Below are 26,172 nucleotides of genomic sequence, written 5' to 3'. Positions count from 1 at the left end.
AAACATGGCCTCCTTTAGGAAAAAAACACCGGAGGAGCTGTTGTTGTCCATTGCCAAGCTGCATCAGGGACGGCTTAAAATACTCGTCGGATCGGTAAGTGGCTCAGGTAAAACGTACCATATGCTGCGGGAAGGACTGCAGCTCATGCAGGAAGGAATCGATACCGTGCTGTGTACGCTGACATTGCCGCAGAGCCGAGAGACGCTCGAACTAACCGTGTCCTTCGAGCAATTAGCGCTGAATGTTGAGGCATTGGCTGCGCGAAATCCAGAAGCTGTGCTCATTGACGGATTGGCTCATCAGAATGGGCAGGGAGCCGCATTCCGAACGAGACTGGAGGAAGTACTCTTTCTAATGGGGCGCGGCATAAGTGTGATAACGACGATTAATGTCTACGAGCTGGAAGGCGTAGATGAGGAAGCTTTCAAATGGACCGGCGTGCGCCCGCTGGCAACTGTGCCTGCCCATACCTTAGAGCTCGCAGACGAAGTCCGTTTAATCGATGTATCGCCAGAAACGATGCTGAACCGATTTGAGGAAGGCAGGCTGGGTGCTCGGCCAGTGCCTGCAATGGCTCAGCGCGGGAATTTGGCAGTGCTGCGAGAGCTGGCGCTTCGACTTGTAGCGGAAGGGGTCGGTGAGTCACTTGAGAAATATCGTGAAGAGCAGGGGCTGTCCGGCCCTTCCGGGGCGTCAGAGCGTATTTTGGTGACTGCTCAGTATCATTGGAACGGCTCCTTATATGTAAGGAGAGGTGAACAAATCGCAAGAAGGCTCGCCGGCGATGTCGTTGTTGTATCATTCGTTCCACCAGGCAAAAAGCTGACAAAGGACGAACAGGCGTTCAAAGCCTCCATCAAAAAGCTGGCGATTAAAGTAGGAGGGTCCTTCAAGGAGCTGCCGCTCGCTAATCGTCGCCAGCTCTCCTCGGCGCTTGCTGCCTATGCGGAGGAGCAGCATGTTACCCGAATTGTCATGGGACATTCCAAGCAAAGCAGATGGGAGCAAATCAGCCGAGGATCCATTGCACTTGGTTTACTGAGAAGATTGAAGCAAGTCGATTTGTTTCTAATGGCTGACCGCGCGGAGCATGAGGGGGAGCGGATATTGCCGGTAAAGCATCGGCGTGCAGCTGCTTATGGATTGTTTCGCAGAGTGAGTGCGGAGCAGCGGGAGCAGCAAGCGAAGTCTATTCACAGAGGACATTTCAGTCTGTTTATCGGTGCAGCGCCCGGTGTCGGGAAGACGTACCGCATGCTGGTCGAAGCTAATCTACTACTGCAGAAGGGTGTGGATGTAGTGGTTGGCATCGTCGAAACGCATGGCCGCGAGGAAACGAGGAGACAAATCGGCGAACTTCCAGTTATCCCTCGGCAAATAATCTCTTATCTCGGAACCAAGCTCGAAGAAATGGATGTCGAAGCGATCATTCGCCGAAATCCGGATGTCGTGCTTGTAGATGAGCTGGCCCATACAAACATGCCGGGCAGCGTGAGAAAAAAACGATATGAGGATGTTATTCATTTGATGGATAACGGCATATCCGTTATCTCAACCATGAACGTACAGCATATTGAGAGTCTGAATGATGCGATTGAACAAATGACGGGAATCCGCGTAAGAGAAACCGTACCGGATGCGATTATTCGTATAGCAGATCAAGTGGAGCTTATCGATGTAACTCCTCAAATGCTGCAGCAACGAATGAGAGATGGGAAGATTTATGATCGTAATAAAGTAGAGCAGGCACTCAGCGCTTTTTTTACGACCGGTAATTTAATTGCATTGCGAGAACTCGCCCTGCGCGAGCTTGCTGATGATGTAGATGAGCGGCTGGAATCATGGGACCGGAATCAAAGCCTGAGGGGACCTCTACGCAGGAAAGAAGTTATTTTCGTCGGCGTTGGACTGCAAGAGGATGCGGAGCGGCTAATTAGGCGCGGATTCCGTATTGCGAACCGTCTTAAAGCGTCGTGGCATGTGCATCATGTACAGAGCGGCCACTCTGAGAATACTGATTCGATAAACAAGCTCATGCAATTGACGGAGCGGCTTGGCGGTTTATTCGAGCTTTCACATGCCGAGAGTCGCAATCATGTAGCAGGAACGCTGCTTACAGCAGCAAAGAGGGCGAACGCTACCCAGCTTATTGTCGGCCAGCCAAGGGGCTTGGGATGGCAGGCAAGACGCTCTGGTATTATCGTGCCTAAGCTGATTCTCGGAGGGCGTCATATGGACATTCTCATTGTGGCGAGGCGTATGGTAGTCAGTCACTATTAAAAAAAGGAATATCACGAAGCGGCTAATATTCACCGCTTTCGTGATATTCCTTTTGTTTAAAACGAGTGTCAGCTACGCTTTAGAGGTCTCGATCCAATCCTGCGACCATGTCTGTATTTCACGGATGACCGGCTCTAGGGCTCGGCCTTTGTCCGTTAATGAATATTCTATGCGAACAGGTATGTCGGGATAAACTTGTCTGTCGACAATACCTTCGTTTTCTAAGTCCTTGAAACGCTCCGATAACAGCCTGCCGCTGATCGGAATAGCGGATTGAACGGCGCAGAAGCGCTGTGGTCCTGACAGCAGTTGGAATATAATAAGGCCGGTCCAGCGTTTGCTGACAATATCCATACCCCTCTGAAACCTTGGACACAGATTGGATTGTTCCATGAGTATCACCTCTTTTATCTTGCATTAAGTATACCCGCAATATCTTATTTATACAAGCACACCTGAATAATGTTAATTACTTGACTATCTTTAGTTATGAATTTATAATTAGTTACAAATAGTAAGCGATATCGAGGAGGCAACATGATAAAACCGTTGTTTTTATCGCCTGGATCACCGATGCTCCCTGTTCAGTACATTGCATATAGTCGGCTTCTACAGGAAATGGGTGCAAGTCTGCAGCTGGATGCGATGTTATATTTACAGCTCACTTAGGAGACAGAAGCTGAGACTAACTCTTCCAAGGATGATGAATATGAAACTATCTAGGACTTCTATGGTTTCCCGGACGAGCTCTACCAAGTTAAGTATCCGGCTAAGGGCTCTACGAAAGTAGCAGAGCTGGTTAGCCGTTTGCTGAGCGATAATCATATACCAGTTGCATATGATACAGCAAGAGGACTTGACCATGGTTCTGGGACGATGCTGAAGCATATGTTCCCGGAAGCGGATATTCCAGTCGTGCAGGTGTCAGGTCGGGTAATCTCTACCTTTCACCTGAGGAGCAGTACCGCATTGGCGAGGCGCTGCGCGGTTTAGGAGAGCATAACATCCTTGTAATCGGCAGTGGCGTAACGGTTCACAACCTTCATGAAGTGAAATGGGGACAGAAGGAACCGGGGAGCTAGGCTGTCGAATTCGACGATTGGCTAATAGAAAATATGAATAAGCATGATATAAATTGTCTATTTCAGTATGAAGAGCTGGCTCCGCGTGCTAAAATGGCTGTACCTCGCGCTAAACACTTTGTCCCTTTGTAGATCGCTCTTGGAAGCGGAAGTCCTGATGATACACCGCAAGTTATTTATAGAAGCTATGAATTCGGAACATTAAGCTATTTGTCTATGCAATATTAATCCCATACCCACTTAGAGAAGGTGAACGAATATGATTAAACCTAATATAGCAGCAATTATTAAAGATAAACTAAAACGTACACAATCCGGTAACGACGATATTTATGTGATTGGCCCAGTTAAGCTTCCAGTCGAGCTAGACGGAGAGACGAAGGTATTCCATTGGTACAGCTGGCTCCGCAAGGAAGCAGGGGATGAATTGTCACCTGAGCAGCTTGTAGAGGATTTGAACCGCATCTCCTATGCAGACCTTCAACAATCAAGCGTACTTGTATATGGAGACTTCGAGAATAACGACGACGCTTTAATCCGGATGCACAGCATTTGTCATACGGGTGATATATTCGGAAGCGCGAGATGTGATTGTGGTTTTCAATTGAAGCAATCGATGCGCATTATTACCGAGCATGGCACGGGAGCACTCTTTTATTTGGCTAACCATGAAGGGCGTGGGATTGGCTTGTTCAGCAAGGCGATTGCATACCTGCTGCAGGAGGATGGCCTTGATACGGTTGATGCAAATACGGAGCTTGGCTTTGCCGATGATTCCCGTGATTACAGTGACGCCATTGCTGTACTAAAGCTGCTCCGTGATTTGCCAGTATCGATCATCACGAACAATCCGCGCAAAGTAGAGGCGCTTCGCAAGGCAGGATTGAATGTAGCGGGCAGAGTACCGTTATGGGGCAATTCCTCCGTGTATAATGAGAAGTATCTTCAAACCAAAATGAATCGGTCGGGCCATTTTGCTCAAGAAGCTAAGACGCTGGTGAAGTAACGAGTAGAGAAGCCGTACCGTGCTGTAATGAGCACTTGGTACGGTTTTTTTTGATGTATAGGGAAGAATATGAGTTCGCTCATTCTTTCTCTATACGTTTCGCTGAAACGATGGCGTCTATAGAAAGAAGCCGTCAGGCGTTTCTTCTTATTATGAATCGGTAAGATGTGTCTGTCATATATTTGGTGACTTATGAAGGGCGAATGGATGAATGTCGCTAAGAAATGGTCATAATAGAAGCAGCAAATAGACGTTGCAACGTATACAGATAAGCTTCTAAAATAGCCATAAAACGACAAAATTATTTTGCGTTCCGGTTCCTTTTCAAGTATGATGAGAAAAAATGAACTCATGTTCACATTAAAGGAGTAACAAGTATGCAATCAAAAACAAGTCATTGTAAAATTGTTGACTGCACGATTCGTGATGGCGGTCTCGTAAATAACTGGGATTTTAGTGTCGAGTTCGTTCAGCATTTGTACCAAACCTTGAACGAAGCCGGCGTCGATTATATGGAAATCGGCTACAAAAACTCGCCAAAGCTGCTTAAAGGCGCTGACAGTGCGGGCCCATGGCGTTTTCTGAACGATGATTTCTTGAAGAAGGTTATCCCGAATAAAGGGAATACAAAACTCTCCGCGCTTGTTGATATCGGCCGTGTGGATGAGAATGATATTTTGCCGCGCAGCGAGAGCTTGCTCGATCTGATTCGTGTAGCTTGCTACATTCAAGACGTAGACAAAGCGCTAGAGCTTGTAAAAGTATTCCATGACCGCGGATATGAGACGACGCTTAACATTATGGCCCTCTCGAACGTGATGGAGAACCAGCTTGTTGAAGCATTCGAGCTTATCAACGAGAGCGTAGTCGATGTTGTCTATGTGGTTGACTCCTACGGCAGCTTGAAGCCGAATGATATGAGCTACCTTGTAGAGAAATTCCGCCAGCACCTACCTAACAAACGCCTGGGTGTCCATGCGCATAACAATCTCCAGCTTGCATTCGCGAACACGCTGCTTGCAGCAGAGAAAGGCGTTGAGCTTCTTGACGCTTCGGTGTATGGTATGGGCCGCGCTGCTGGTAACTGCAACACGGAGCTGCTTGTAGCCGAGCTACAAAACACGAAATACAATATCCGTCCTGTTCTCGATATGATCGAGAAATACATGGTACCGCTTCGCGAGAAGGAAGAGTGGGGCTACATCATTCCTTACATGATCACAGGCATTCTAGACGAGCATCCACGCTCTGCAATGGCGCTTCGTGATTCTGCAGACAAAGACAAAGGCGTAGAGTTCTATGACCGCCTTACGACGCCTGAGATCGCTCACGGCAAATAGAAAGCAAACAAGCTCCGAGAAGTCTCTTTCGAGATTCTCGGAGCTTTTTTTGATTACGCTTGATTGTCGCTATTGCTCGATCAGCTCGCCGTCTCCACGAATCGCCGCCGCTTGGTGAGGCTCATTCGGGTGGAAGTAACCATGACCGCGGAAGGTTTGGCCAGTGCTTGCTACAGCAGTAAGCTCGATATTGATATCTTCGCTACGGCCAAACCATGCGAGCAGCTCGCGGTCGCCTACATCGTTGATGTCCACATACCATAAGCGATCTCCATATTCAGTCACGCGGACGAGCTCAGCCGATGTGAATGTTAGCTGTACGATATTTTGCTGATAAGTGATTTCTAGCGCGATAAGTTGAAACGTCTCCAAGTTAAAGTCCTCCTGTACAGCAAGCTTGATGCAGTCGCCTCGTTGACTCGCCGCATATCATTTTACGATTGTAATGTTACTGGCTTATTAATGCAACATTGCATATCCAATATTCGTCAGAATAGGGAATACAAAGATGAGGGGTTGAAGGAATGAAAAAGGGGCGTTCATTCGGAGAATCGTTAAACAGACAGAAGAAAGGGGGCAAAGGACTGGCTGTCTTCATGCTTGCGATGTTGCTGGTACTAAGCGCATGCTCTTCCGGAAATGGCGATAATGCCAAACACGCCAACAGTGGAAACAGTACAAGCAGGGAAGTATCGACTGGAGACGATTCAAGCAGTGACAGCACTCCTAAACGGGATATGAGCATGGAGGTAGAGAAAGATATTTCATTAAGCGAGGAGCCGATCAGGGAAAAGGGCGGCGGGAAACGCGGCTATAGCAATTCAGATAGGGAAGTACAGGCAGGTCAATTGACGGCAGGCGAATGGGATGATCTATCGGCATGGGAGCGATTCGGTAACTTGCTTAATTCGCAGGAAGGCGACAACAGCAAGCGTCTCTGGCAATTTTGGAATTTTCACCGACTGGAAGTAATCGTGACGGCAAGCGGAAATGCGGTATCCGATGCAGACGTTGAGCTTTTGGCTGACGGGCAATCGGTATGGAAGGCACGTACGAATACGGAGGGCAGAGCCTTCGTATATGCCTCATTATTTGACAGGGATTCTGCAAATAACGGTTCCTTTGTCGTGAAGGTACAGTCAGATCAGGATAGCAAAACGACACAGAAGCTGGATATTCCCGAACAGGGCAGCGTTAAGGTTGATCTGGGCAAAGGAGCAAAGCTGTCAGATCAGGTTGATCTGATGTTTGTCGTAGATACTACAGGATCAATGGAGGATGAGCTTAATTATTTGGAGGCAGAGCTTAAAGATGTCGTTAACCGCGTATCCCGCGAGCATGCGAATCAGCTAGGCATTCGGATCAGCGCTAATTTTTATAGAGATCGCTACGATGATTATGTAGTTAAGCCTTATCCATTCACGACTGACGTAAGTGAAGTAATTGATCTGTTCAGCAAGCAGAAGGCTGCAGGTGGAGGAGATTTCCCAGAAGCGGTTGACGAAGCACTGCATGATGCTCTGTACGAGCATAAGTGGAGCAAGGAAGCGAGGGCAAGGCTTCTATTCTTGGTGCTCGATGCTCCGCCGCATGATGAGGAGCAGGTCATCGACGACATAAAGAAGCTGACGAAGGAGGCTGCCGCGCAAGGCATACGGATTATTCCGGTAGCATCAAGCGGGGTGAGCGTCGACACAGAGTATTTAATGCGATTTATGGCGACGACGACGGGCGGGACTTATTTATTCCTAACTGATGATAGCGGCATTGGCGGGAGTCATTTAGAGCCGGCTGTCGGAGAATTTGAAGTGAAGCTGTTGAACGATTTGCTTGTTGAGGTTATTAACCGATATGTACAGGAGTAGAGGGAAATAAAGGGACATTCCGGGGTAAGCACATGCGGCCTCGGAGTGTCCCTTTGATTTAGTAGAGCTTACCCTGACGATACAGGACCGTAGAAAGCTTCATGACAGCGTGGTTGTAGCAATTTTGGCGGAGCGGGAACGGGTCTCCGAAGAAAGCCGGTAAAATGCTGTTCAACGTTTTTTTCATTTTCTCATATAGCATTTCGTAAACCTGCTCTTCGCTGAAAAATTGCGTTTCCCGTCCTTGCAGCCATTCGAAGTAAGAGACGATGACACCACCGGCGTTAGCCAAAATATCCGGAATAATGATCGTTCCTCTCGCCGTCAATGTCTCATCAGCTTCCCCCGTCACAGGCGCGTTCGCCCCTTCGACGATAATACGGGCTTTCACCTGCGTGACATTGTCCTTATGCACCTGCTCTTCCAGTGCCGCAAGAATTAGCACATCGACGTTCAAATAAAGTACATCTTCACGGCTAAGAATTTGGGCTTTCAAGTCGAGCTCTGCCAGTGCAGCTTCTGTAGAAGGCAGGTCACCTTGATGCTGGGCAGCGTAGTCGAGCAAGGCTGGTATAGATAGCCCATCCGGATTGTAAAGTGTGACGTTTCGGTCGCTGACTGCGACTACTTTGTTCTGCAGATGTGCACATTTGTAGGCTTCCATGGCGGCGACAGAGCCGACGTTGCCGAAGCCTTGAACAGCAATGGTCAGTGGTTTATCTGCAAGGGCAAGGGCGGTCTGGACGAATGGATTCGTACTGCCGGCAAGCCAACTGCTCTGTGCCTTCAGGAAATCATAGAGCATGTAGCGAAAGGTAAAGTAAACACCTTTGCCTGTAGCTTCTCTGCGTCCAAGCGATCCACCGTTGATGACGCTTTTACCTGTGAAGCTGCCGAGATAAGGTTGACCGGGATGAATGCTCTTATATTCAGCCATCATCCAGTCCATCTCACGCTCACCTGTTCCCATATCGGGAGCAGGAATATCTTTGTCGGGTCCAATGACGTCGCTGAAGTATTGGACATATTTTTTGCAGATGAGATACAGCTCTTTGGCCGAGTAGGAACGTGGGCTGATGACAACTCCGCCCTTGCCGCCGCCAAAGGGGACCTCATGCAGTGCGTTTTTGAGTGTCATGAGTGCCGCGAGGTTGGTAACCTCGTCTTCGCTGACGGATTCGTGAAACCGAATGCCGCCTTTATAAGGACCGAGCGTATCATTATGCTGTATACGGTAAGCAGGAATACGAACGACATTCCCACTGTCTACGGTAATGCGCAGAAAGGCTTTATGTACTTTATTTGGCGTGGATAGAATAGCAGCAAGTGATAAAAAGGCTTGCTCGCGAGCCTGTTCCTGCAAATTAGGTAAAAAAGCGGGATCTCCCATTAGTGCGTTTAAGGATTGCTGTACGATGGCTCCTGTTTGGCTTGCCATAACTAAACGACCTCCTCTGTCTTTCAGGAATGAGATATTTCCGTTGCGAATAAGCTCGCATCGGAACTCTAACTGTAACATACTGGATCGATTAAGCCAAAGCAAGTGGAGTAGGCAGCTGCGATTCGATAGAGGAAATGGCGCATGAACGGATTGGCTCACCACAACTTAACCAACCACTCATACCACTTACCGCGTCGCTAGTCGCGCACTTCAACACAATCGGAAGGTGTGTGGGAGGATGGTTTGAAAAGCACGAGAAAGCTTGGGTGAAGAATCTTCAGAGTCATTGGCTAAGTAAGAATTAACGAAATAAGCCGCTCTTTTCTGCAAAAAAAACCGTAATAAACACCGAAATAGGCGTTTATTACGGTTTTTATTCGCATTTCACAATAGTTTATATTATTGCAATTTGAGTAGAAGCGAGCTGTGCGGAGGCAGCGAAAAGGAGAGCTCATCGAGCGTGCCCAGATCCTCCTGAGTCCAAAGGTTGCGTACTTGCGGAGCTCGAGTCAGCCCAAGCTGCTCCAAGGATACACCAACGGATGCTTCCTGCTCGCCAGTATTAAACAAAGCGACGAACTTCGTACCCGAAGCATCCTCAGCAACCCATGCAACGCGCTCTTCTTCACGGTACAGCTGACGTGCGCCTCTGCCATTGCGATGCAAATCAAGCACCTCGGAGTTTGTGAGCAGTGACAAGGTCCATTCGTCATTGTCACGCATTTCCCCACCGAACATTAGCGGCGACCGGAAGATTGCCCACAGCGACATCATCGTTACCTGCTCGTCCCTCGTAAAGCGAGTCCAGCGATCACTGCCGCCGCCATCTACGGAGCGTATGCCAAGATGTCCGAGCGGGAGCATATCGCAATCCGGCCACGCCCCTTCATTGACATGCGGCGCCCATTTCTCGCAGCGCTCGAACATCTCATGCAGCAAGGGCCATAGATCCCAATAATCATCGGTCATACGCCACATGTTGGCATGATCCGCAAGTGCATCGGCATGCTCTAACGGAGCGGGTCCTGGCGAGAGACTAAGTACCATCGGCCTGCCGCACTGTGCAATCGCTTGATGAATGAGTTTGATTTCGTCCAAATGAATACCATAGAGTCTGGAAGCGGCAATGTCATCCACCTTGACGAAGTCGACACCCCATGAAGCGTATAAGTCAAACAGAGAATTGTAGTATTGCTGAGCACCATCCTTGGAAGCATCAACGCCGTACATATCGGTGTTCCAAGGACAGATCGAGTTCGGATGCGCAATCTGACGAGCGGTTACATCTGTACCAAGCAGCTTCGTATCCGCATGAACGGCTTGACGAGGGATGCCTCTCATAATGTGAATGCCGAATTTCAAACCAAGTGAATGGACATAATCAGCAAGAGGCTTGAAGCCTTTCCCACCCTCAGCGGATGGGAAACGGTTGACTGCCGGTTGCAAGCGCGAGTACTCGTCCATCTCAAGCGGTACGAAGGCGCGGTATTGTGAAGAGTTAGCTCCCGGCTCATACCATTGAATATCAACGACGACATACTCCCAGCCGAAAGCTTTCAAATGCTCGGCCATGTAGGCTGCGTTACCGCGAACCTCGTCCTCTCTTACACTGGCACCGTAACAGTCCCAGCTGTTCCAGCCCATTGGCGGTGTAGCTGCGAATTGAAGATGATTTGTCATCCGATATCTTCCTCTCTAAACGTAATATTGCTCTATGCAATTATCCTAGAACGAAATGGTAGTCGATGACTAGCACAAATTATTGCGTTAAGATGTAAAATATTGCTCTCTAATCGAATTGCAGTCGATCCATCGACGGAAGCTCCTTGGCAAGCCGGAAATCGGCTGGCGGAAACCCAATACGGCTGCGAAACACTTTGCTGAAGTAGCTGCCGCTTGCATAACCGACGGCGAATGCGATTTCTTCGACAGATAGTGAGCTGCTGCGGAGCAAGCTGACCGCTTTCTCAATTCGCAGCTTCGTCACATAATCCATAGGAGAGATACCTGTTGTCCTTTTGAACATTCGCGTAAAATAATATTTAGAGAGGCCAGCTGCTTCAGCAGTATCATCAAGGCTTTGCAAATGAGCATATTCGGCTTCCATGAAGGCCACTGCCTGTTTGATCGGCTGCGGCCAGCCTGATCGCTCCAGCAGTTGAGCGGTACTCGCCTGCAGCAGCTCCATCATCAGTCGATAGACTAGCGCTGATGCTTGGTAGCTGTTCTGAATGCGATTCATGCTTGCTTCCGCATATAATACTTGCAGTGCTCGGACGACTGCGCTCGATTGCTCGAATGTTGGCGTCGCGCCAACGGCTTCCAGCAGCTCGGACCAAACCTCCTTCAAATGCCGCTGACGGAAGAGGACGAAGTAGAATGTCCAGTGATCGCTTCCAGCAGGCAGCCCATAATGATGATCGCCTGGAATTTCAGCTAGAAACGCCATACCAGGCTGAATATTATAGGTTTGACTTCCTACTCTAAACTCTCCGAAGCCGGATACGGTGTATTGCAGCAGATAGAGAGGACCGTCAATTCGTTTCATGCCATCCCAGTAATAGTCTGGATCACGTATTTCTTGATAGCCGGTGGCGAACAGCTGGTAGATCGGTAGCTCTGGAGAGTCTTGAAATCTGTAACCAAATGAGCCATAAGGCTGATGCAATTCCATATTGAGAAAACCACCTCCGTGCAAATCTAGATAAATATAAAGGATAGGACAGGGAAGGAGTGTTGCAGGATGGATCAAATCTCTGTTTTTATATATGGTACGTTATTGCCTGGTCAAAGCAATCATCATGTCGTCTCACCTTACTTAAAAGCCAGCAGCAGAGAGGGATGGATAGAAGCAAGGCTGGTAGATTGCGGGGATTACCCGGCAGCTGTCCGTGATGATATTGCAAGCATGCGCAATAGTATTATACGTGGGCAATGGATTGTCGTCGATAGAGAAGGGCTCGCAGCAATGGACATCTTAGAGGCTTTTAGCGGCATTGAGGAAAGCAATGATTATGAGCGTGCTTGGCTATGTGATTCTAAAGATGCAGCAGCAGCAGGCTGGGCGTATGTATGGGGAGTCGCGCATGGTTATCCAGCTATTGAGCAAGACTATTGGCCTGATTACTATGCAAGTAAGCAGAAGGAAGCCGAATAAATAAAGGCATGGTTTCACGCAGGCCTTCACGTGCTGGGAACATGCCCTTATTCTGTCTGCTATACATTAATGCTGCAGATACGCTGCTACTCTCGGTCATCCTCAAGTTCCGCCGCATAAGCAATCAAAGCAACTTCGGTGCCGCAGACCGTCGTCAACTGCTGCTCCAGCTTGCGAATAGCATCTAAAGCATCATTTTGGCCGCTAAGCTCGGCAATTCGGTAATCTTTGTCTATCATAGGTTCATTTCCTCCTAAAGGTTGGTTAATTTGTAGAATGAGCTTTATATCCCCTTGTTATGCACCATACATGCAGAAGAATGCAGCAGCCATTCAGGGGCAGGCAATTGTTCTTTTGACAGCGGTCTAGTACACTAAAGCAGAATGACATAAAGGGAAGTGACAACAGTTTGAGTATTCAAAAGTTTTGTAGAAATCCATTAACGTCTGTAAGGTGGACGAGCTATAGATCGATCAGTATGCTTATTCTTCTGTTAGGCGTATTCTGGCTTCTAGTGCTGGCACCATCTCAGATTGTTGCGGCTCCTTTAACTGCATTGGAGGGAACTTCGTTCGACCCCCATGAGCAGGTAGGCCATAATCATACGACGGAAGGGCATACGGATAATGGAATAACCGTGCAGGAGGCGTTGTTTTTCTCGGTCAGGATCGCCTATTACTTTGCATTTATGTTTGCAGCGGGCATCATGCTGTGGTCGATCGCCATACCTGCAGACAAAAAGGATACGCAGCGAATGCTGGTCGACAGGTGGAGCCTATTGGCCATGCGGACGCTGCTTATCACTGCGTTGCTGTTTGTATTCGTTCATATCAGCCAGCTTTTGAAAGGTTATGATGACGGCAGTCCGCGCGAATGGATGAGAATTCTGACGGAAACCTCAACTGGTCAATCATGGCTAGCGATTATTGTGCTCACTCTGCTTGGATTTGTGGTGCTCCGACTGCAAGATCCACTGCGGATTCTTTGGGCGCTGCTGCTTGCCGCTGCCGAAAGCTTCAATGGACATGTGCTTGCGCTGCCAAGCAATTCGTTTGCAATTGTTCTCGACTTTATACATATTGCGTGCTCTGCGCTGTGGGCTGGAGGGTTGCTCCTGCTGTTATTGTTCTGGCGGGCAGACCGTAAGGAAGCAGGGAGATTCGCAGAGCGCTTCATGCGCGCGGCGTGGCTGTCGATCTTGCTGCTTAGCGTTAGCGGAATTGGTATGACGATGCTATTGCTGCCTTCATGGCGCTATTTGATCTATACAAGCTGGGGGATTATGCTCCTGGCGAAAGTCGTGTTCGTGATCATTATTGCGTTCACGGGTTTCTTGCTGCGCCGGCGTGTCAAACAGCATAAGCTGCCGAGCAGTAAACTGCTCAAGCTGGATGGACTAATGATGCTGTCAGTTCTTATTGTAGCTAGCATCTTCACTTATATTAGTCCTGTTCCAAATACTGAGCCATTATCCCATCACGTAATGGGGGACAATCTGCATTACACGTTGAACATTACACCTAACGGTCCAGGTCCTAACCGTATTTCGCTCAAAATATGGCTGCCGGAGCAGCTTGGAGCCCCCGCCTCAGTAAAGCTTACATTCCGCTCTGTGGATCACCCAAAAGCAAAAGCAATCGAGGCTATTCTTCAAAGTGACAGCGGTGACGATTATTTAGAATTTCCGGGTTTTACCGAAACGGATTACGGCGCAAAAAAAGTGGAGCTTCCGTATCGTGGAGCTTGGGAAGCAGAATTGCTTATAACAGATCAATCAGACGCAATAACGAGGAAAATGATTGCATTCCGCAATGATTAAGCTAAAGGGAGGAGCAAAGGACATGTCGTACAAATGGCTAAAATGGCTGATTCTGTGGATACCGACCGTTGCGATTGGTTTGTGGGAGTATTTGCGACATGCTTTGCTCCTTCCCTTTATTTCTATGGAGCTGGGTAACGTGCTGGCTCCTGTGTTCGTATTCGTCATTACGCTGACCTTGCTGCGGGCTTTATTCTCCAAGCTGGAGAGCATGCAGGAGTCACTGCAGCGGGAGCAGGTCGTAAAAGCGGCTTTCGAGGAACGCGAGCAGCTTGCCAGAGAGCTTCATGACGGGATCTCGCAATCACTGTTTATGCTGTCGGTGAAGCTGGATAAGCTCGGACGTGCGAAGACAATGGACGATACGCAGGAAACGACGGAGCAAATTAGAAGGACGGTCAGGCATGTGTATGATGACGTGCGTCAGTCGATTGCTAATTTGCAGGATTCGCCGATTCCTGTGGATTTGTCATGGATGCAAAGCATTCATCACTTAACAGCCGAAATGGAGCAATCCTGCGGCATACAGACGAAGGTAGAGTGGCATTTGCAAGAGGGCTCGCTGTCTCATAAACAGAAGGTTGAGCTGCTTGCTATCATGCGCGAAGCGCTCATGAATGTGCAGAAGCATGCGAAAGCTGAGCATATTCTCATTCGCTGCGAGAGCGAGCCTCAAGCCGATAGGAAGCAAGCTGAATTCCAATGCAGCATTGCAGATGACGGTGGAGGAACCACGGAGGAGATGCTATATGGAAACGGAAAGTATGGAGTAAGAATGATGCAGGAACGGGCGGATGCAATGGGCTGGCGCTTATTGGTCAAGGAGACAAAGCCACATGGAACGACAGTTTTAATTAGCGGAGGGAGCGGCAAATCATGAACGAAGCAGCAATGGTGCGCGTTTTTTTGGTCGATGATCATCCTCACGGCAGAGAGGGCATGCGGGATATCGTAATGAGCGACGATTCCTTCACGGTCATCGGCGAGGCTGCAAGCGGCGAGGAAGCTATTGCAGCACTGGAGAAGCTGGAGCCGGATTTGGTATTAATGGATATTAATATGCCAGGAATGGGCGGTCTGGAAGCGACGCTTCAGTTGAAGCAGGCTAAACCTTCATTAAAGATAGTAATGGTTACGGTATCAGATGATATTACACATTTATTCGAAGCGATAAAGCGCGGTGCACAGGGCTATTTGCTCAAAAATCTAGCCCCTTCCGCTTGGCTAGAGTATTTGCGCGCGATTTCTTTGGATGAGGCCCCGATGTCTAAGGAGCTTGCCTTCCGTCTGCTTCAGGAGTTTTCGGCAAGCAAGCCAAAGGAGATCAAGAAAACAGCTAGTCGAGCTCAGGTTCGGTATAAGGATGACGCGATGATTACGACTCCGCTTACAGAAAGGGAGAAGGAGGTGCTCGAGAGTGTGGCCACTGGTGCATCCAACCGTGAGATTGCCACCGAGCTCGGCTTGTCGGAGCATACAATCAAAAATCATCTCAAAAATATTTTGCAGAAGCTGCACTTGGATAACCGCGTTCAACTGACAAGATACGCCTTCGAGCAAGGGATGGTCGAATGATGCTATACGGCGCATGGGCAGACTTCAAACATTTCGACATGGTTTGCAGGATTCAGACAAGATTCGTAGAACTATTAAAGTCGTATAGCTAGAGAGCGGCAGGTCAGATTCAATTGGGAGGTAGTGCATGTCGAACGATTGGCAATTCCCTATCGATCGCGAGATAAAGCTGAGCAACCGGATGGATGAGCTTCATCGCTTGAATGAAGGATTGGAAGAGATCGGCGCTGAGGTCGGCTGGCCGGAGCGTGCGGTTCTTGACCTGTCACTGGCATGCGAGGAGCTTGTCGTCAACATTGTGAATTACGGTTTCCCGTCGGGGGGGGAGCATCATATTGATGTTCTGATTCAAGCCTCCCCAAGCAGTGTGGAGGTAAAAATAGAAGACGGCGGAGTGCCATTCAATCCTTTGCAGACAGCAGACCCGCTGACATTGCTGGAGTTAGAGGATCGTCCAATTGGCGGGTTGGGCATATTTTTCGTGAAACGGCTTATGGATGACATTCATTACGAATATGCAGGAGGCCTTAATCGGTTCCGCATGCGCAAGCAATTTGGCTTCACCCATCAGAATGATGATCAAGAGTAAGCGGGAGGATACAAAACATGAATATAGAAGCAACGGAGCTGAATGGGGTCACGATTATTCCATTAGAAGGCAGGTTGGACGGGAATAATGCTACGGTGGCGGAGCAAGCCTTCCTCAAGCTGTTTGCTGAAGGAAAGCAGCAGTTCATATTTGATTTCACCAATTTGCAGTACATAAGCAGCGCCGGATTGCGCGTCATACTGGTGGCGGCGAAGAAGCTGAGAGCATCCAAGGGCCGGATGGTGTGTGCCTGTCTCGGAGAGCAGGTTTATGACGTATTCGAAATGTCTGGCTTTACGACGATACTCGAGATGGCAACAACGCGCGATGAGGCGCTGGAGAAACTAGGAGCTAGCGTATAATGGCTGCTGAGCTGAATCAGGAAAGGCGGTACCGATATTGCCTTTATTCTATATAATTATCGGTGCAGCAGGCCTAGGTGCTGCGTCCTACTTGTATGTTCGCAATCGCCAGCTTGTCAAAAAGCTGAAACATGCGGAGCTGCTTCTTGATTGGAACACAAAGGTTCACTCCTTCTTGCATGAACCGGAGCTGCTGGACTCAGTCAATACAGCAGCTAACCAGCTGCTATTTGCCGATGAGGCAGCAGTCGCTCTTGTTCAACAAACAGGAAATGAGCATTCCGACTCATCGGTGCTGAATTCGAATGTGTCCGTTGGAAGTTTTAAAGCTGACAAATTAACCGTTCCGATGTCGGCTAGAGGACGCAGTATCGGTATGCTAGAGGCTACCGCGAAGAGCGGGAGTCTCGTATTTAAGGAAGCGGACTACGAAATGCTGACCAAGTTTGCAGGCCCGCTGGCACTTGCTCTCGATACCGCAAGGCAATTCGAGGCGCTTGAGGAATCGGTTAGTGAGTTGCAGCATGCAACCGCGTTAAAGGATCGTCTGGAGAATGAGCTGCAGATTGCTGGAAGCATTCAACTGAGCTTTCTGCCAACGACGATGCCTTCGGCGAATGAGCCCTTTGACGTATGCGCGCTCTTGAAGTCGGCAAAGGAGGTCGGAGGCGATTTTTACAATTTTTTCAAAATCGATGAGGACCATCTTTTTTTCACATTAGGAGATGTATCTGACAAAGGCATACCGGCAGCACTGTTTATGGCAATGACACTGTCTCTTATTAAAGGGAAAATGAACTCGAACCTTACACCGGGCGAACTGCTGGAGAAGGTAAATGATGAGCTATGTACGGATAATGCGCAGCTGTTCGCCACAATTGTATGCGGGGTGCTCAATATCGTAACAGGCGAGGTTGTGCTTAGCGATGGCGGACATTGTACGCCTTATATTGTTAAGGAGGACGGAACGGTCATTCCAATCAAGCTGCCTAAAGGGATACCGCTTGGCTCTTTCCCTGAATTCACCTACCATGACCAGCGGATCGTGCTGGACCGAGGTGATCGGTTTGTACTTTATACAGATGGTATTACAGAAGCCGAGAATGCACTTCAGGAGCAGTATTCCACGAATCGGCTGCAGCAATTTTTGTCACAAACATCCGGCTATTCCAGTGCAGAAATCATTGATGCGCTGCTAATGGACGTATTCATGTTCGCGGACGGCGCGCCTCAATCCGACGACATTGCGGTATTATGCCTCATGCGCCGATAAGGGAGTAGAATTATGCGATTATATGAAACAGGATTCGAATATTTACGCGATGAGCTTGCCGTACTTGAGCGGGGGATGCGCATTCTTCTGGCTGACTTCGAGAGCAAGGAAATGGATGGGCAGACCCCTATGTCGATGCGCGGTCTGATGGTTAGTCCTGCGGATATTGAACGCTCGCTTCAGGAGAGCGAATGGCTTGAAGACGAGGATGTGCTTGCATCTTTTCGAAGCTACCGGGTTGAACAAGAACAGCAAATGGAGAGAAATATGAATGACAGCATAAGCGAAGGGGTTAATCTCCCATTCGCTTATTTGTCATGGAGGCTTCGTCTAGGCAGCTGGGAGAAACGCTGCGTGCTGCTTTGCCTAGCGGCAGAGCTAGACACTCGTTACGAGAGCTGGTTCGGCTATTTGAATGATGATGTCACGCTGCGAGTGCCTACAACTGAGCTGGCACTTCGGCTGCTCGGCGATGAAGAGCAGGATAGCTATAGCTTGCGCTCACTGCTCGCAGGCTACTCTACACTGAACAGATTCGTGCTGCGGCCAGATAAGGCTGTAGCCGAACGGAGTTCGCTGAAGCAGCCGCTCCGCATGGATGCTCGAATAATCTCATTCCTGCTGGAGACAGAGAGTCTGGATGCCAGAATCGCAAGTGTTTGCAGGTTGTATGATCGGACGGAGCCTACACCTGAGCTTGCATTCGACCAAGAAATACAGGTCAGTCTTAGGCTTGCTGTGGAGCTGGAGCGGAATCGCCAAGATGCCAGCCTATCCGAGGAACGAGACGGAATGGTAAGCTTGCCGTTCATACAATTGTGTGGTCCTTCGGGTGCAGGCAAAAAGCTGCATGCAAGGCAGCTTGCTGGAGCATTGGAGCAGCCTTTGCTGCTCATCAAGCTGGATAAACTGGCGCGGGATGGGGATGCGATGGAAGAGCAGCTTCGTCATGTGGTCAGGGAAGCGCTGCTGCTGGATGCAATGCTTTGTTTGGATGAGGGTGAGAGCGAGCTTGCAACTGCCGAGGGCTGGTCACTCATACAGGAGCGGATTCGATCGGCATTTACCTCTTATGCAGAAGTTGCAAGACTTCCAGTGCTTTTATGGCTTACTAGGCTTGAGAGACGTCACTCTCAGCTTCCGATGCCGCGGCACAGCGCGTTGATTAATCAAGCGCTTGCGGTTCCTGGCGCTGATGTACGGCTGCGGCTTTGGGAACAAAGCAGTCATGCTGAAGCCGAGCAAGAACAATTAAAACGGCTGGCTGACAAATATGCGTTTACAGCTGGACAAATTGAAGGCATGAGCATGCAAGCTGCACGTCTCGCTGCAAGGAGCAAGCGTGAGCATCCCTCGCTAGAGGATTACGCATCAGCATCAAGAAGCCAAGTTCAGCACAAGCTGTCAGAGCTTGCGGTCAAGCAGAAGGTTGTTCGCGAGTGGGATAGTCTCATTCTTCCCGATGAGCCGCTTGAATTGTTGAAGGACGCTTGCAGCAGGCATAAATACACAGAAACCGTATTTAATAGATGGGGCTTCGGGCAGAAGCTGCCTTACGGACGCGGTCTTAGCATGCTGTTCGCAGGCCCCCCCGGCACAGGCAAAACAATGGCCGCAGAGGTCGTTGCAGGTGAGCTCGGACTTGAGCTCTACCGTATCGATCTTTCGCGGGTGGTAAGCAAATATATCGGCGAGACAGAGAAAAATTTGCGTGAGTTGTTTGCCGAAGCTGAGAACAGCGGTGCTATTCTATTCTTCGATGAGGGTGATTCACTGTTCGGCAAACGGACCGAAGTAAAGGATTCAAACGATCGCTTCGCCAACATGGAGGCAGCGTACTTGCTTCAACGCATCGAAACCTTCGAAGGGGTTTCGATTCTGGCGACAAACTTGCTGCAAAACATGGATGAGGCGTTCTTGCGGCGCATGCAGGTCATTGTGAAATTTCCGTTCCCAGATGCTGTTCAGCGTGAACAGATTTTCCGTTCCTTGCTTCCGATATCGGCACCACTAGACGAAGATTTGGATTTGTCGTTTCTAGCTGCGCGGGTAGACGCATCAGGGGGTCATATTAAAAATATCGTGTTGTCAGCAGCCTTTATGGCGGCGGCGGAGCAAGCTCCGATTGGCATGCGTCATATGGTACGAGCGACAAGGCAAGAGTTGCATAAAATGGGTAAAATTGTCGTAAAAGAGTCGTTTGAGCCTTATAATTGAGAGGGTAAATCTTACAAATGTCATGTCATGTAAGCAATCGCGAGAGATTGTTGTGTTTTCCGTGTAAAATTGACAAAAAATGAGTAATTTTGCGTAGTCAATTGGTAGTAGAGAAGCTATAATAGAACTCGTATACTAATAGATTTATTATTATGGATTTGTGGGAGTGATAGGCTAATGGGAGGATATACGGTCATTGCGGATTTGGGAGCCAGTCTGCTGCGCTTGCTACGCGATCATCTAACGCCTGACCCTGTGCCGCGTCCCGACCTGATCGGCATGGCTTCGCCGCGTGATGCAGGCGACTTAGCGCTGTCGCTTTTCCTATACAACGTGAAGGAAAATGGTGAATCACGCCGAACCGGCATGATTGACCGCGGCGGTGTGCTCCAATACCCTCCTCAGGCACTGGATTTCTTTTTTCTCATGACAGCGCATTCCAATGCGGATCGGTTAACGAGAGCATTGGATGAGCATCGAATATTAGGAAGAGCGATGCAAGTGCTTTATGATCATTCCGTGCTCAGCGGACCGTATTTGGAGGGAACCCTTGCCGAGGGCGGTGGTCCGATCAGACTCTCTTTAGTGAGCTTGGAGGGTGAGGAGATGATGAAGCTGTGGCAGTTCGGCGATACGCCGTACAAGCTCTCCGTCGTCTACCGCGTTGGTCCAGTTATGCTCGATTCGAACCGAGTTAAGTCTGTTTCTCGCGTCGTTGAGCGTCATATTGTGCTTGAGGAAAAGGGTGGTGGCTAATTTGTCGCAGGTGCGCACGATTAGCATTACACACTGCTCGCTCGTTATAGCGCCGATCGACATTTGGACAAGGCGTCTTCCGATGTCTTCCGCGTTAGTTGTTGCGCTAGAGGGCGTTCACAAGAAGCCTATAAGAAAGCCGGATGGAACCTATTTGTTTCTTGATCTTGTGCCGGGAAGCTATGTGCTAACCGTTACTTCATCAGCCTTTATACCCTTTAAGCAGCAGATTGAAACAGCCGAGCTGAATAAATTAAATCCGGTGGTTACCGTTCCTCTGCTTCCAGGTTCAGGCTATGCCTATCCTTCGTCAGTAACGGGAATTTCTTTCTCGCTTTGCGACAGTTCCGGTGCTTCTTGCGATGGGGCAAGCGTATGGGCCCATGCAAGCGAAGACAGTACTGCGAGGGCGCGTCTTGTCCAGGATACGCTGGCGGGTGCAGAAACGGCATTTATCGGATTGCTGCAAGGCCAGACGGTTGCCGGCGAGAGCCTGCTGCTGCGAGGACAAGGAATGGAAGAACTCGTACAAGTAGCTGAAGTATTGCCAGGAGGCGGGCTCAGGTTCGTGCAACCATTGAAGCAAAGCTATCGCAGAGGTGCATCTTTGCTTCCGGCCGTGCAAACGCGAAGCGCCCATAACGGCGTTGTCATCCTACCGTTCAGAGGCACATTGCCTCGCTCTTTTGCCGTACAGGCATATGCAGAGATCGGAAATTGCAGCGCCTCGGCCGAGCTGACAGCACGAGCCGGAGAAGTCATTACCGCGCAGACCTTAATTGTTCAGAACAATAAAAAGTAATCTGCCGCATTCCAATTGGTCTTGGGGTTGACACAGGAGAATACAGCCTGACGTTACCTAATACATAAATAGATTCAGAGAGGAGATCACACATGGCTGAGTATTTATCGCCAGGCGTCTATGTGGAGGAATTCGAAAGCGGCGCCAAACCGCTGGAAGGTGTTAGCACAAGCACAGCGGGTTTTATCGGTCTTGCCGCTCGCGGACCAGTTGAAGGATTGCCGCAGCTTATTACAAGTCCAGCTGATTTCGGACGCGTATACGGTTCCTATTTATCTGAGAATGCTTTCGGCTCGTATCGTTTTCTTGCTTACGCCGTTAACCAGTTTTTCACAAACGGAGGTTCCCGTTGCTTCATTACACGGGTAGCGCCTTCGGATGCCAAAACGGCTTCGAATGAAACGCAAAAGGATTCTGTTCTCTCTATCACTGCTAAAAATCCAGGTGCATGGGGAAATCAAATTCGCGTTGTTATCGTTCCTGCAAGCAAAGCCAAAACGCCGATTCTCGAAGCAAGTGAAGGCAATCGTTACCGCGTGAAGAATGCTGCCGGCTTCTATGCAGGCGATGTAGTTGTATTCTCAAGCGGAACGGAAAAGCAATACAATCGCGTTGTATCTGTGCATGATCAAGTGATTGAGCTTGCAGAAGAGCTTAATGGCGATGTTGTTGATACCGCACTTGTTCCTGCCAAAATATTGAGTACTTCCGAGTTCACAGTGAATGTGCTTTATGGCACTGAATCAGAAACGTACGAGAAGGCTTCACTTAACCCTGAAGCACCAAACTACGTGGAGAAGCTGATCTCGCGTTCGAATATCGCTACTGTACAAGTGATTCAAGCATCAGAAGAAAATGTAGCTCCGCTTGAGCAAATCGCTGGCGGAGAAACTGCAGTATTTGAAATTCTACTGTCAGGCGGAAGTGACGGTACTGCGGCAAGCCTGTCGGCTGCTGACTTTATCGGCGAGGACTTTGGTCCAGGCAAAAGAACAGGTATTCAATCGTTTATCGATAACGATGTAGTCAGCATTATGGCTATTCCAGGCGTCACGGATCCGAACGTACAGCTGTCACTTGTTGCACATTGTGAATTATTGGGAAGCCGCTTTGCGATTCTCGATCTTCCGCGTGAAGCGACGAAAGTGCAGGACGTACTCGCTCACCGCGATTTGTTCGATTCCAGCTATTGCGCTTTGTATAACCCGTGGCTGCAAGTATTTGATCCACTCGATAAACGCAATATTTTTGTTCCGCCGTCCGGTACGATCGCAGGGGTTTACTCCCGTTCGGATACGACGCGCGGCGTACAGAAAGCACCTGCTAACGAGACGCTTCGCGGCGTAGTTGGTCTGGATGTACAATACAACAATGGCGAGCAGGATATCCTTAACCCTGCAGGTGTTAACTTAATTCGTGCGTTCACGGGTCAAGGCATTCGCGTATGGGGAGCACGTACATGCTCATCCAACTCGCTTTGGAAATATATCAACGTACGTCGTTTGTTCATTTTCATTGAAGGTTCTATTAAAAACGGTTCAAGCTGGGTCGTATTCGAACCGAATACAGAACAGCTATGGGCGCGCGTACAACGTACGATTGAAGCCTTCTTGACAAGAGTATGGCGTGACGGCGCTTTGTCGGGTACTAATCCTTCAGAAGCCTTCTACGTTGAAATTGGACGTTCCACGATGACTCAGGATGACATCGACAATGGTCGTCTCATATGCGTTATCGGCGTAGCGCCGGTGAAACCAGCTGAATTTGTCGTGTTCCGCATCACTCAGAAGACAGGCTCTGAATAGTCATTTGCTTCCATATCGAATAACGGAAGGGGATCCACATGCCAGGAGATCGTATTGATCCATATCGGAATTTTAGATTCCGCGTTGAAGTTGAAGGTTTAGAGCAAGCAGGTTTTAGTGAGGTTTCTGGATTCGAGGCAACCTTTGATGTTGTCGAATACCGCGAGGGTAATGAAGTTATTACACCCCGCAAGCTTCCAGGCTTGATTAAATACGGTAATATTACGTTGAAATGGGGCACAACAGAATCCATGGAGCTCTACGAATGGATTCAGGAATGTGCACAAGGTACGATCGAGCGTAAGACGATTACAATCATCGCGCTTGATGAAGAAGGCGAGGACGTGGCAACTTGGCAGGTTATTGAAGCATGGCCTGTTAAATACACTGCGCCTACCTTCAACGGTACGGGCAATGAAGTTGCGCTGGAGCTTATTGAATTCGCGCATGAGGGCTTGGAGCGCTCAGCGTAAGTACAACGTTATTAGAGCTTGCTTAATGGCGAACAAGGGATGGCAGCTGGCGAGAAATCGCCTGCTCCTCTCTTGTTTTCCGCTTTTTTGAAAGCAGCAGCCATAGGAAATGATTGGAGTGATTAAGCAATGGCTTTTCAAACGGAATACGAATTTGAACTACCGCGCGGCTATGTGGATGATCAAGGTAATTTGCATCGCAGAGGCATCATGCGGCTTGCTACCGCTGCCGATGAGATATTGCCGATGAAGGATCCTCGCGTGCAGTCGAATCCCAGCTATTTGACCGTTATTCTGATGGCACGGGTAGTTACAAAGCTTGGTGATGTCAGGCATATTGATACGAAGCTGATTGAGAAGCTGTTCACAGCTGACCTAGCCTATCTCCAAAACCTGTATCGTCAAATTAATGATCTGGAAGCTCCGAAGGTGCTTACAGCTTGTCCGAAATGCGATCATGAGTTCGAGGTGGCTGTCGATTTTTTGTCCTTAACGGAAGCTCTCTCCTAGGATACCCGGTTGACCGGCTGTATGAGGAGGTTGGCTTCGTCGCCTATTATTTCCATTGGTCACATGATGACATTATGAACATGGAGCATGCGGAGCGCCGTCGCTGGTGCGACGAAATCTCAAGAATTAACCGCAAGATGAATGATGAGACAGAAGGAAGCAAGAAAAACATTTTCGACGTTTTCGGGAAGAGGTGACGCTGCGCTATGGCAGTCATGAAGGGGCAAGAAAAGGGTCGCTTTCACGATGTAGCGACAACGTTTATGTTCTGGGTCGAGCTTGATGATATTTTTGTTGCCGGTTTTTCCGAGGTATCTGGGCTGGAGGCAGAAACGGAAATCGAGGAATACCGTGAGGGCGGTGTGAATGGTTACGTTCATAAGCTTCCCAAAGGTGTTCGGTTTCCCAATCTTGTATTGCGCAAAGGCATGACCAAATCACCGGCGCTTTGGAGCTGGTATGAAAGCACCATTGATGGAACGATTGACCGCAAGACCGGCGCGATTGTATTGCAATCGGCTGACGGCACGGAGTTTGGGCGCTGGAGCTTTTTTGATGCGTACCCCGTGAAGTGGACAGGCCCGCAGCTTAATGCGAGTACGAGCGATGTAGCTGTTGAGACCATTGAGATCATTCATAGCGGATTGTATGGAGATTTCCAAGATTAATCCTAAAGATTTAATAAAGGCAATTTGAATATGAATAGGAGGATGCAACGGATGAAACGTATAGCGGACCGAACGAGTAAAGCTGCGACTGCGCAATCGACGTCGGTTCAGCCGTTTGCCGGAGGCATCTTGAATAAATATAAAACAACAGCGGGACGCAATCGATTTGATCGAGTATCCATGTCCTATTTGCTCAATAGTCAGCCAAGTATTACTCAGCAAACACTGCATGTTCAGGTGACAGCGCCAAAACTAGAGGCTCCGAAGCCGAGTAACAAGAAGATAGCAATGCCTGATGCGGAGCGCAAAGCAGAACGAATCATCATGCGTGAGCGCGTGCTGGTGGAACGTGAGAGAATCGTGTTCCGGGACGTAACCCATGTAATTAAAGAACAAAGAACGGTAAGAGAAATCGCTATGATGCTGCCGGCTTTGACGGATGGAACCGCTGAAGCAAAGCAAGGCGTTCAGCCTGTCATTAACCAAGCGGAATTGAAAGTGCAAAGCAGCATGCAGCAGCTTGAAAAAACGGTGCGTATCATGAAGCAGCAAGCAGCGGAAGCTGCAGGCCTGAGCAGCAGACAAACCGAGAAGCGTCTGCAAAGCCATAACCAGCAAGCTGGAAATCAACCATCAGTCAGCTATAAGCAGCTGGGGCAGAATGAAAGCAGAAATAATAAACAGCTTGGCAAGACAGAAGAGAAAACTCGTATACAGCAGGAAAAGAACGACCGTTACGATGACAAGAACATGGAAAAAAATGATCGGAGCTGGATTAGCTCTCTTAACGTTAATCGCGAGTTATTAAATGGAACGATACCGCAAGCTGACAGTACGCTTATTAATAGGCTAAAGGCTGGCCAGCAAGCGGATTATTATAAATGGCTGGAAGCCAGGCTTCAGCCTGGTATTACGATTCAATCGATCCGCAGGTTTGGGGAGCTTAGCAAGCCGCTGGCCAAGGATAAGGTGCAGCTTGTGCCTGCTGCAAAGCATAGCAGGGCTGATCGTTATTCGCCGCTGCAGCTAACGAATGCAAGGCGCGCGTTGCCGCGACAGGAGCAATCTGCCGCGGCGGTAAGGCAGGAAGCGGAGAGAAGCGAGGCGACTGCGGGTTTGGAGCAGCGCGAGGCGGCGAAGCGGGCCGAAGC

26 protein-coding genes and 1 pseudogene are annotated in these 26,172 nt (G+C 49.1%); 21 read left to right on the top strand and 6 right to left on the bottom strand.

What is annotated here, in order from left to right; genetic code table 11:
* The first annotated feature begins 4 nt into the window (after positions 1-4).
* Positions 5-2,281 (top strand): histidine kinase, encoded by a 2,277-nt coding sequence (locus FGT79_RS10555; RefSeq protein WP_138752614.1) that lies wholly within the window; start codon positions 5-7, stop codon positions 2,279-2,281.
* Positions 2,282-2,353: 72 nt separating this feature from the next.
* On the opposite strand, the gene FGT79_RS10550 is transcribed toward FGT79_RS10555, so the two are convergent.
* On the bottom strand, positions 2,354-2,674 hold the full coding sequence (locus FGT79_RS10550) for a winged helix-turn-helix transcriptional regulator (protein WP_138752613.1): 321 nt from the start codon (positions 2,672-2,674) through the stop codon (positions 2,354-2,356).
* 144 nt (positions 2,675-2,818) lie between these two features.
* Between FGT79_RS10550 and FGT79_RS10545 the strand changes: the two are divergent.
* The 3 genes and pseudogenes from FGT79_RS10545 (at position 2,819) to FGT79_RS10535 (ending at position 5,709) form a co-directional block, all read left to right on the top strand.
* Positions 2,819-3,591: pseudogene (locus tag FGT79_RS10545) on the top strand (DODA-type extradiol aromatic ring-opening family dioxygenase).
* A gap of 31 nt (positions 3,592-3,622) precedes the next feature.
* The gene (locus tag FGT79_RS10540; protein WP_138752612.1) at positions 3,623-4,369 is read left to right on the top strand and encodes a GTP cyclohydrolase II; all 747 of its coding nucleotides are present in this window, start codon (positions 3,623-3,625) and stop codon (positions 4,367-4,369) included.
* A 377-nt stretch (positions 4,370-4,746) separates the two neighbouring features.
* Positions 4,747-5,709, top strand: coding sequence for an aldolase catalytic domain-containing protein (locus FGT79_RS10535; protein ID WP_138752611.1), 963 nt, complete (start codon positions 4,747-4,749; stop codon positions 5,707-5,709).
* Positions 5,710-5,778: 69 nt separating this feature from the next.
* Here the strand turns inward: FGT79_RS10535 and FGT79_RS10530 are convergent, their stop codons facing one another.
* Positions 5,779-6,081: a hypothetical protein gene (locus tag FGT79_RS10530; RefSeq protein WP_138752610.1), complete on the bottom strand. Its 303-nt coding sequence runs from the start codon at positions 6,079-6,081 to the stop codon at positions 5,779-5,781.
* Between the two features lie 152 nt (positions 6,082-6,233).
* Here FGT79_RS10530 and FGT79_RS10525 point away from each other — a divergent pair, with 152 nt between their 5' ends.
* The gene (locus FGT79_RS10525) at positions 6,234-7,574 is read left to right on the top strand and encodes a VWA domain-containing protein (protein WP_138752609.1); all 1,341 of its coding nucleotides are present in this window, start codon (positions 6,234-6,236) and stop codon (positions 7,572-7,574) included.
* Between the two features lie 58 nt (positions 7,575-7,632).
* Here FGT79_RS10525 and FGT79_RS10520 read toward each other — a convergent pair whose 3' ends face one another.
* From FGT79_RS10520 to FGT79_RS10510, 3 genes are all read right to left on the bottom strand, one after another.
* A complete protein-coding gene (locus tag FGT79_RS10520) occupies positions 7,633-9,012 on the bottom strand; it encodes a Glu/Leu/Phe/Val family dehydrogenase (protein ID WP_138752608.1) in 1,380 nt (459 codons plus the stop codon).
* A gap of 402 nt (positions 9,013-9,414) precedes the next feature.
* Positions 9,415-10,695, bottom strand: a complete 1,281-nt coding sequence (locus tag FGT79_RS10515) for a glycoside hydrolase family 27 protein (RefSeq protein ID WP_138752607.1) — start codon at positions 10,693-10,695, stop codon at positions 9,415-9,417.
* A gap of 109 nt (positions 10,696-10,804) precedes the next feature.
* Positions 10,805-11,689 carry an AraC family transcriptional regulator gene (locus FGT79_RS10510; protein ID WP_138752606.1) on the bottom strand — a complete coding sequence of 295 codons (885 nt, stop codon included), beginning with the start codon at positions 11,687-11,689 and terminating at the stop codon, positions 10,805-10,807.
* Between the two features lie 69 nt (positions 11,690-11,758).
* On the opposite strand from FGT79_RS10510, the gene FGT79_RS10505 reads away from it, so the two are divergent.
* A complete protein-coding gene (locus tag FGT79_RS10505; RefSeq protein WP_138752605.1) occupies positions 11,759-12,172 on the top strand; it encodes a gamma-glutamylcyclotransferase family protein in 414 nt (137 codons plus the stop codon).
* A gap of 86 nt (positions 12,173-12,258) precedes the next feature.
* Here FGT79_RS10505 and FGT79_RS31070 read toward each other — a convergent pair whose 3' ends face one another.
* Positions 12,259-12,411 (bottom strand): hypothetical protein, encoded by a 153-nt coding sequence (locus FGT79_RS31070; protein ID WP_171056164.1) that lies wholly within the window; start codon positions 12,409-12,411, stop codon positions 12,259-12,261.
* Between the two features lie 170 nt (positions 12,412-12,581).
* Here FGT79_RS31070 and FGT79_RS10500 point away from each other — a divergent pair, with 170 nt between their 5' ends.
* The 15 genes from FGT79_RS10500 to FGT79_RS31065 form a co-directional block, all read left to right on the top strand.
* Positions 12,582-13,991: a copper resistance D family protein gene (locus FGT79_RS10500; RefSeq protein ID WP_138752604.1), complete on the top strand. Its 1,410-nt coding sequence runs from the start codon at positions 12,582-12,584 to the stop codon at positions 13,989-13,991.
* 22 nt (positions 13,992-14,013) lie between these two features.
* A complete protein-coding gene (locus FGT79_RS10495) occupies positions 14,014-14,871 on the top strand; it encodes a sensor histidine kinase (protein WP_138752603.1) in 858 nt (285 codons plus the stop codon).
* On the top strand, positions 14,868-15,566 hold the full coding sequence (locus tag FGT79_RS10490) for a response regulator (RefSeq protein ID WP_138752602.1): 699 nt from the start codon (positions 14,868-14,870) through the stop codon (positions 15,564-15,566). The genes FGT79_RS10495 and FGT79_RS10490 overlap by 4 nt, the downstream gene beginning before the upstream one ends.
* A 127-nt stretch (positions 15,567-15,693) precedes the next feature.
* Positions 15,694-16,155 (top strand): ATP-binding protein, encoded by a 462-nt coding sequence (locus tag FGT79_RS10485; RefSeq protein ID WP_138752601.1) that lies wholly within the window; start codon positions 15,694-15,696, stop codon positions 16,153-16,155.
* A 17-nt stretch (positions 16,156-16,172) separates the two neighbouring features.
* Entirely contained in the window at positions 16,173-16,517 is a 345-nt protein-coding gene (locus FGT79_RS10480) for an STAS domain-containing protein (RefSeq protein ID WP_138752600.1), read from the top strand.
* Positions 16,518-16,554: 37 nt separating this feature from the next.
* Positions 16,555-17,790 (top strand): PP2C family protein-serine/threonine phosphatase, encoded by a 1,236-nt coding sequence (locus FGT79_RS10475; RefSeq protein ID WP_138752599.1) that lies wholly within the window; start codon positions 16,555-16,557, stop codon positions 17,788-17,790.
* A 12-nt stretch (positions 17,791-17,802) separates the two neighbouring features.
* Positions 17,803-20,007 carry an AAA family ATPase gene (locus FGT79_RS32245; RefSeq protein WP_138752598.1) on the top strand — a complete coding sequence of 735 codons (2,205 nt, stop codon included), beginning with the start codon at positions 17,803-17,805 and terminating at the stop codon, positions 20,005-20,007.
* A gap of 177 nt (positions 20,008-20,184) precedes the next feature.
* A complete protein-coding gene (locus FGT79_RS10465) occupies positions 20,185-20,763 on the top strand; it encodes a Pvc16 family protein (RefSeq protein WP_138752597.1) in 579 nt (192 codons plus the stop codon).
* Positions 20,756-21,565, top strand: coding sequence for a hypothetical protein (locus tag FGT79_RS10460; RefSeq protein WP_138752596.1), 810 nt, complete (start codon positions 20,756-20,758; stop codon positions 21,563-21,565). Before FGT79_RS10465 ends, FGT79_RS10460 begins: the two co-directional genes overlap by 8 nt.
* Before the next feature lie 92 nt (positions 21,566-21,657).
* Positions 21,658-23,370, top strand: a complete 1,713-nt coding sequence (locus tag FGT79_RS10455) for a phage tail sheath family protein (protein WP_138752595.1) — start codon at positions 21,658-21,660, stop codon at positions 23,368-23,370.
* A gap of 38 nt (positions 23,371-23,408) precedes the next feature.
* A complete protein-coding gene (locus FGT79_RS10450) occupies positions 23,409-23,843 on the top strand; it encodes a phage tail protein (protein WP_138752594.1) in 435 nt (144 codons plus the stop codon).
* A gap of 129 nt (positions 23,844-23,972) precedes the next feature.
* A complete protein-coding gene (locus FGT79_RS10445) occupies positions 23,973-24,353 on the top strand; it encodes a phage tail assembly protein (protein ID WP_138752593.1) in 381 nt (126 codons plus the stop codon).
* A 17-nt stretch (positions 24,354-24,370) separates the two neighbouring features.
* Positions 24,371-24,550 carry a DUF6760 family protein gene (locus FGT79_RS32380; RefSeq protein WP_138753036.1) on the top strand — a complete coding sequence of 60 codons (180 nt, stop codon included), beginning with the start codon at positions 24,371-24,373 and terminating at the stop codon, positions 24,548-24,550.
* A gap of 9 nt (positions 24,551-24,559) precedes the next feature.
* Positions 24,560-25,021 carry a phage tail protein gene (locus FGT79_RS10435; protein WP_246096259.1) on the top strand — a complete coding sequence of 154 codons (462 nt, stop codon included), beginning with the start codon at positions 24,560-24,562 and terminating at the stop codon, positions 25,019-25,021.
* Between the two features lie 51 nt (positions 25,022-25,072).
* A partial coding sequence (locus tag FGT79_RS31065; protein ID WP_171056163.1) for a hypothetical protein occupies positions 25,073-26,172 on the top strand: 1,100 nt, incomplete at its 3' end.

The organism is Paenibacillus sinopodophylli (assembly GCF_005930355.1).
Lineage (GTDB): Bacteria > Bacillota > Bacilli > Paenibacillales > Paenibacillaceae > Pristimantibacillus > Pristimantibacillus sinopodophylli.
Note: the sequence above shows the minus strand (reverse complement) of the source record. Positions and strands in the feature narration are given on the sequence as shown.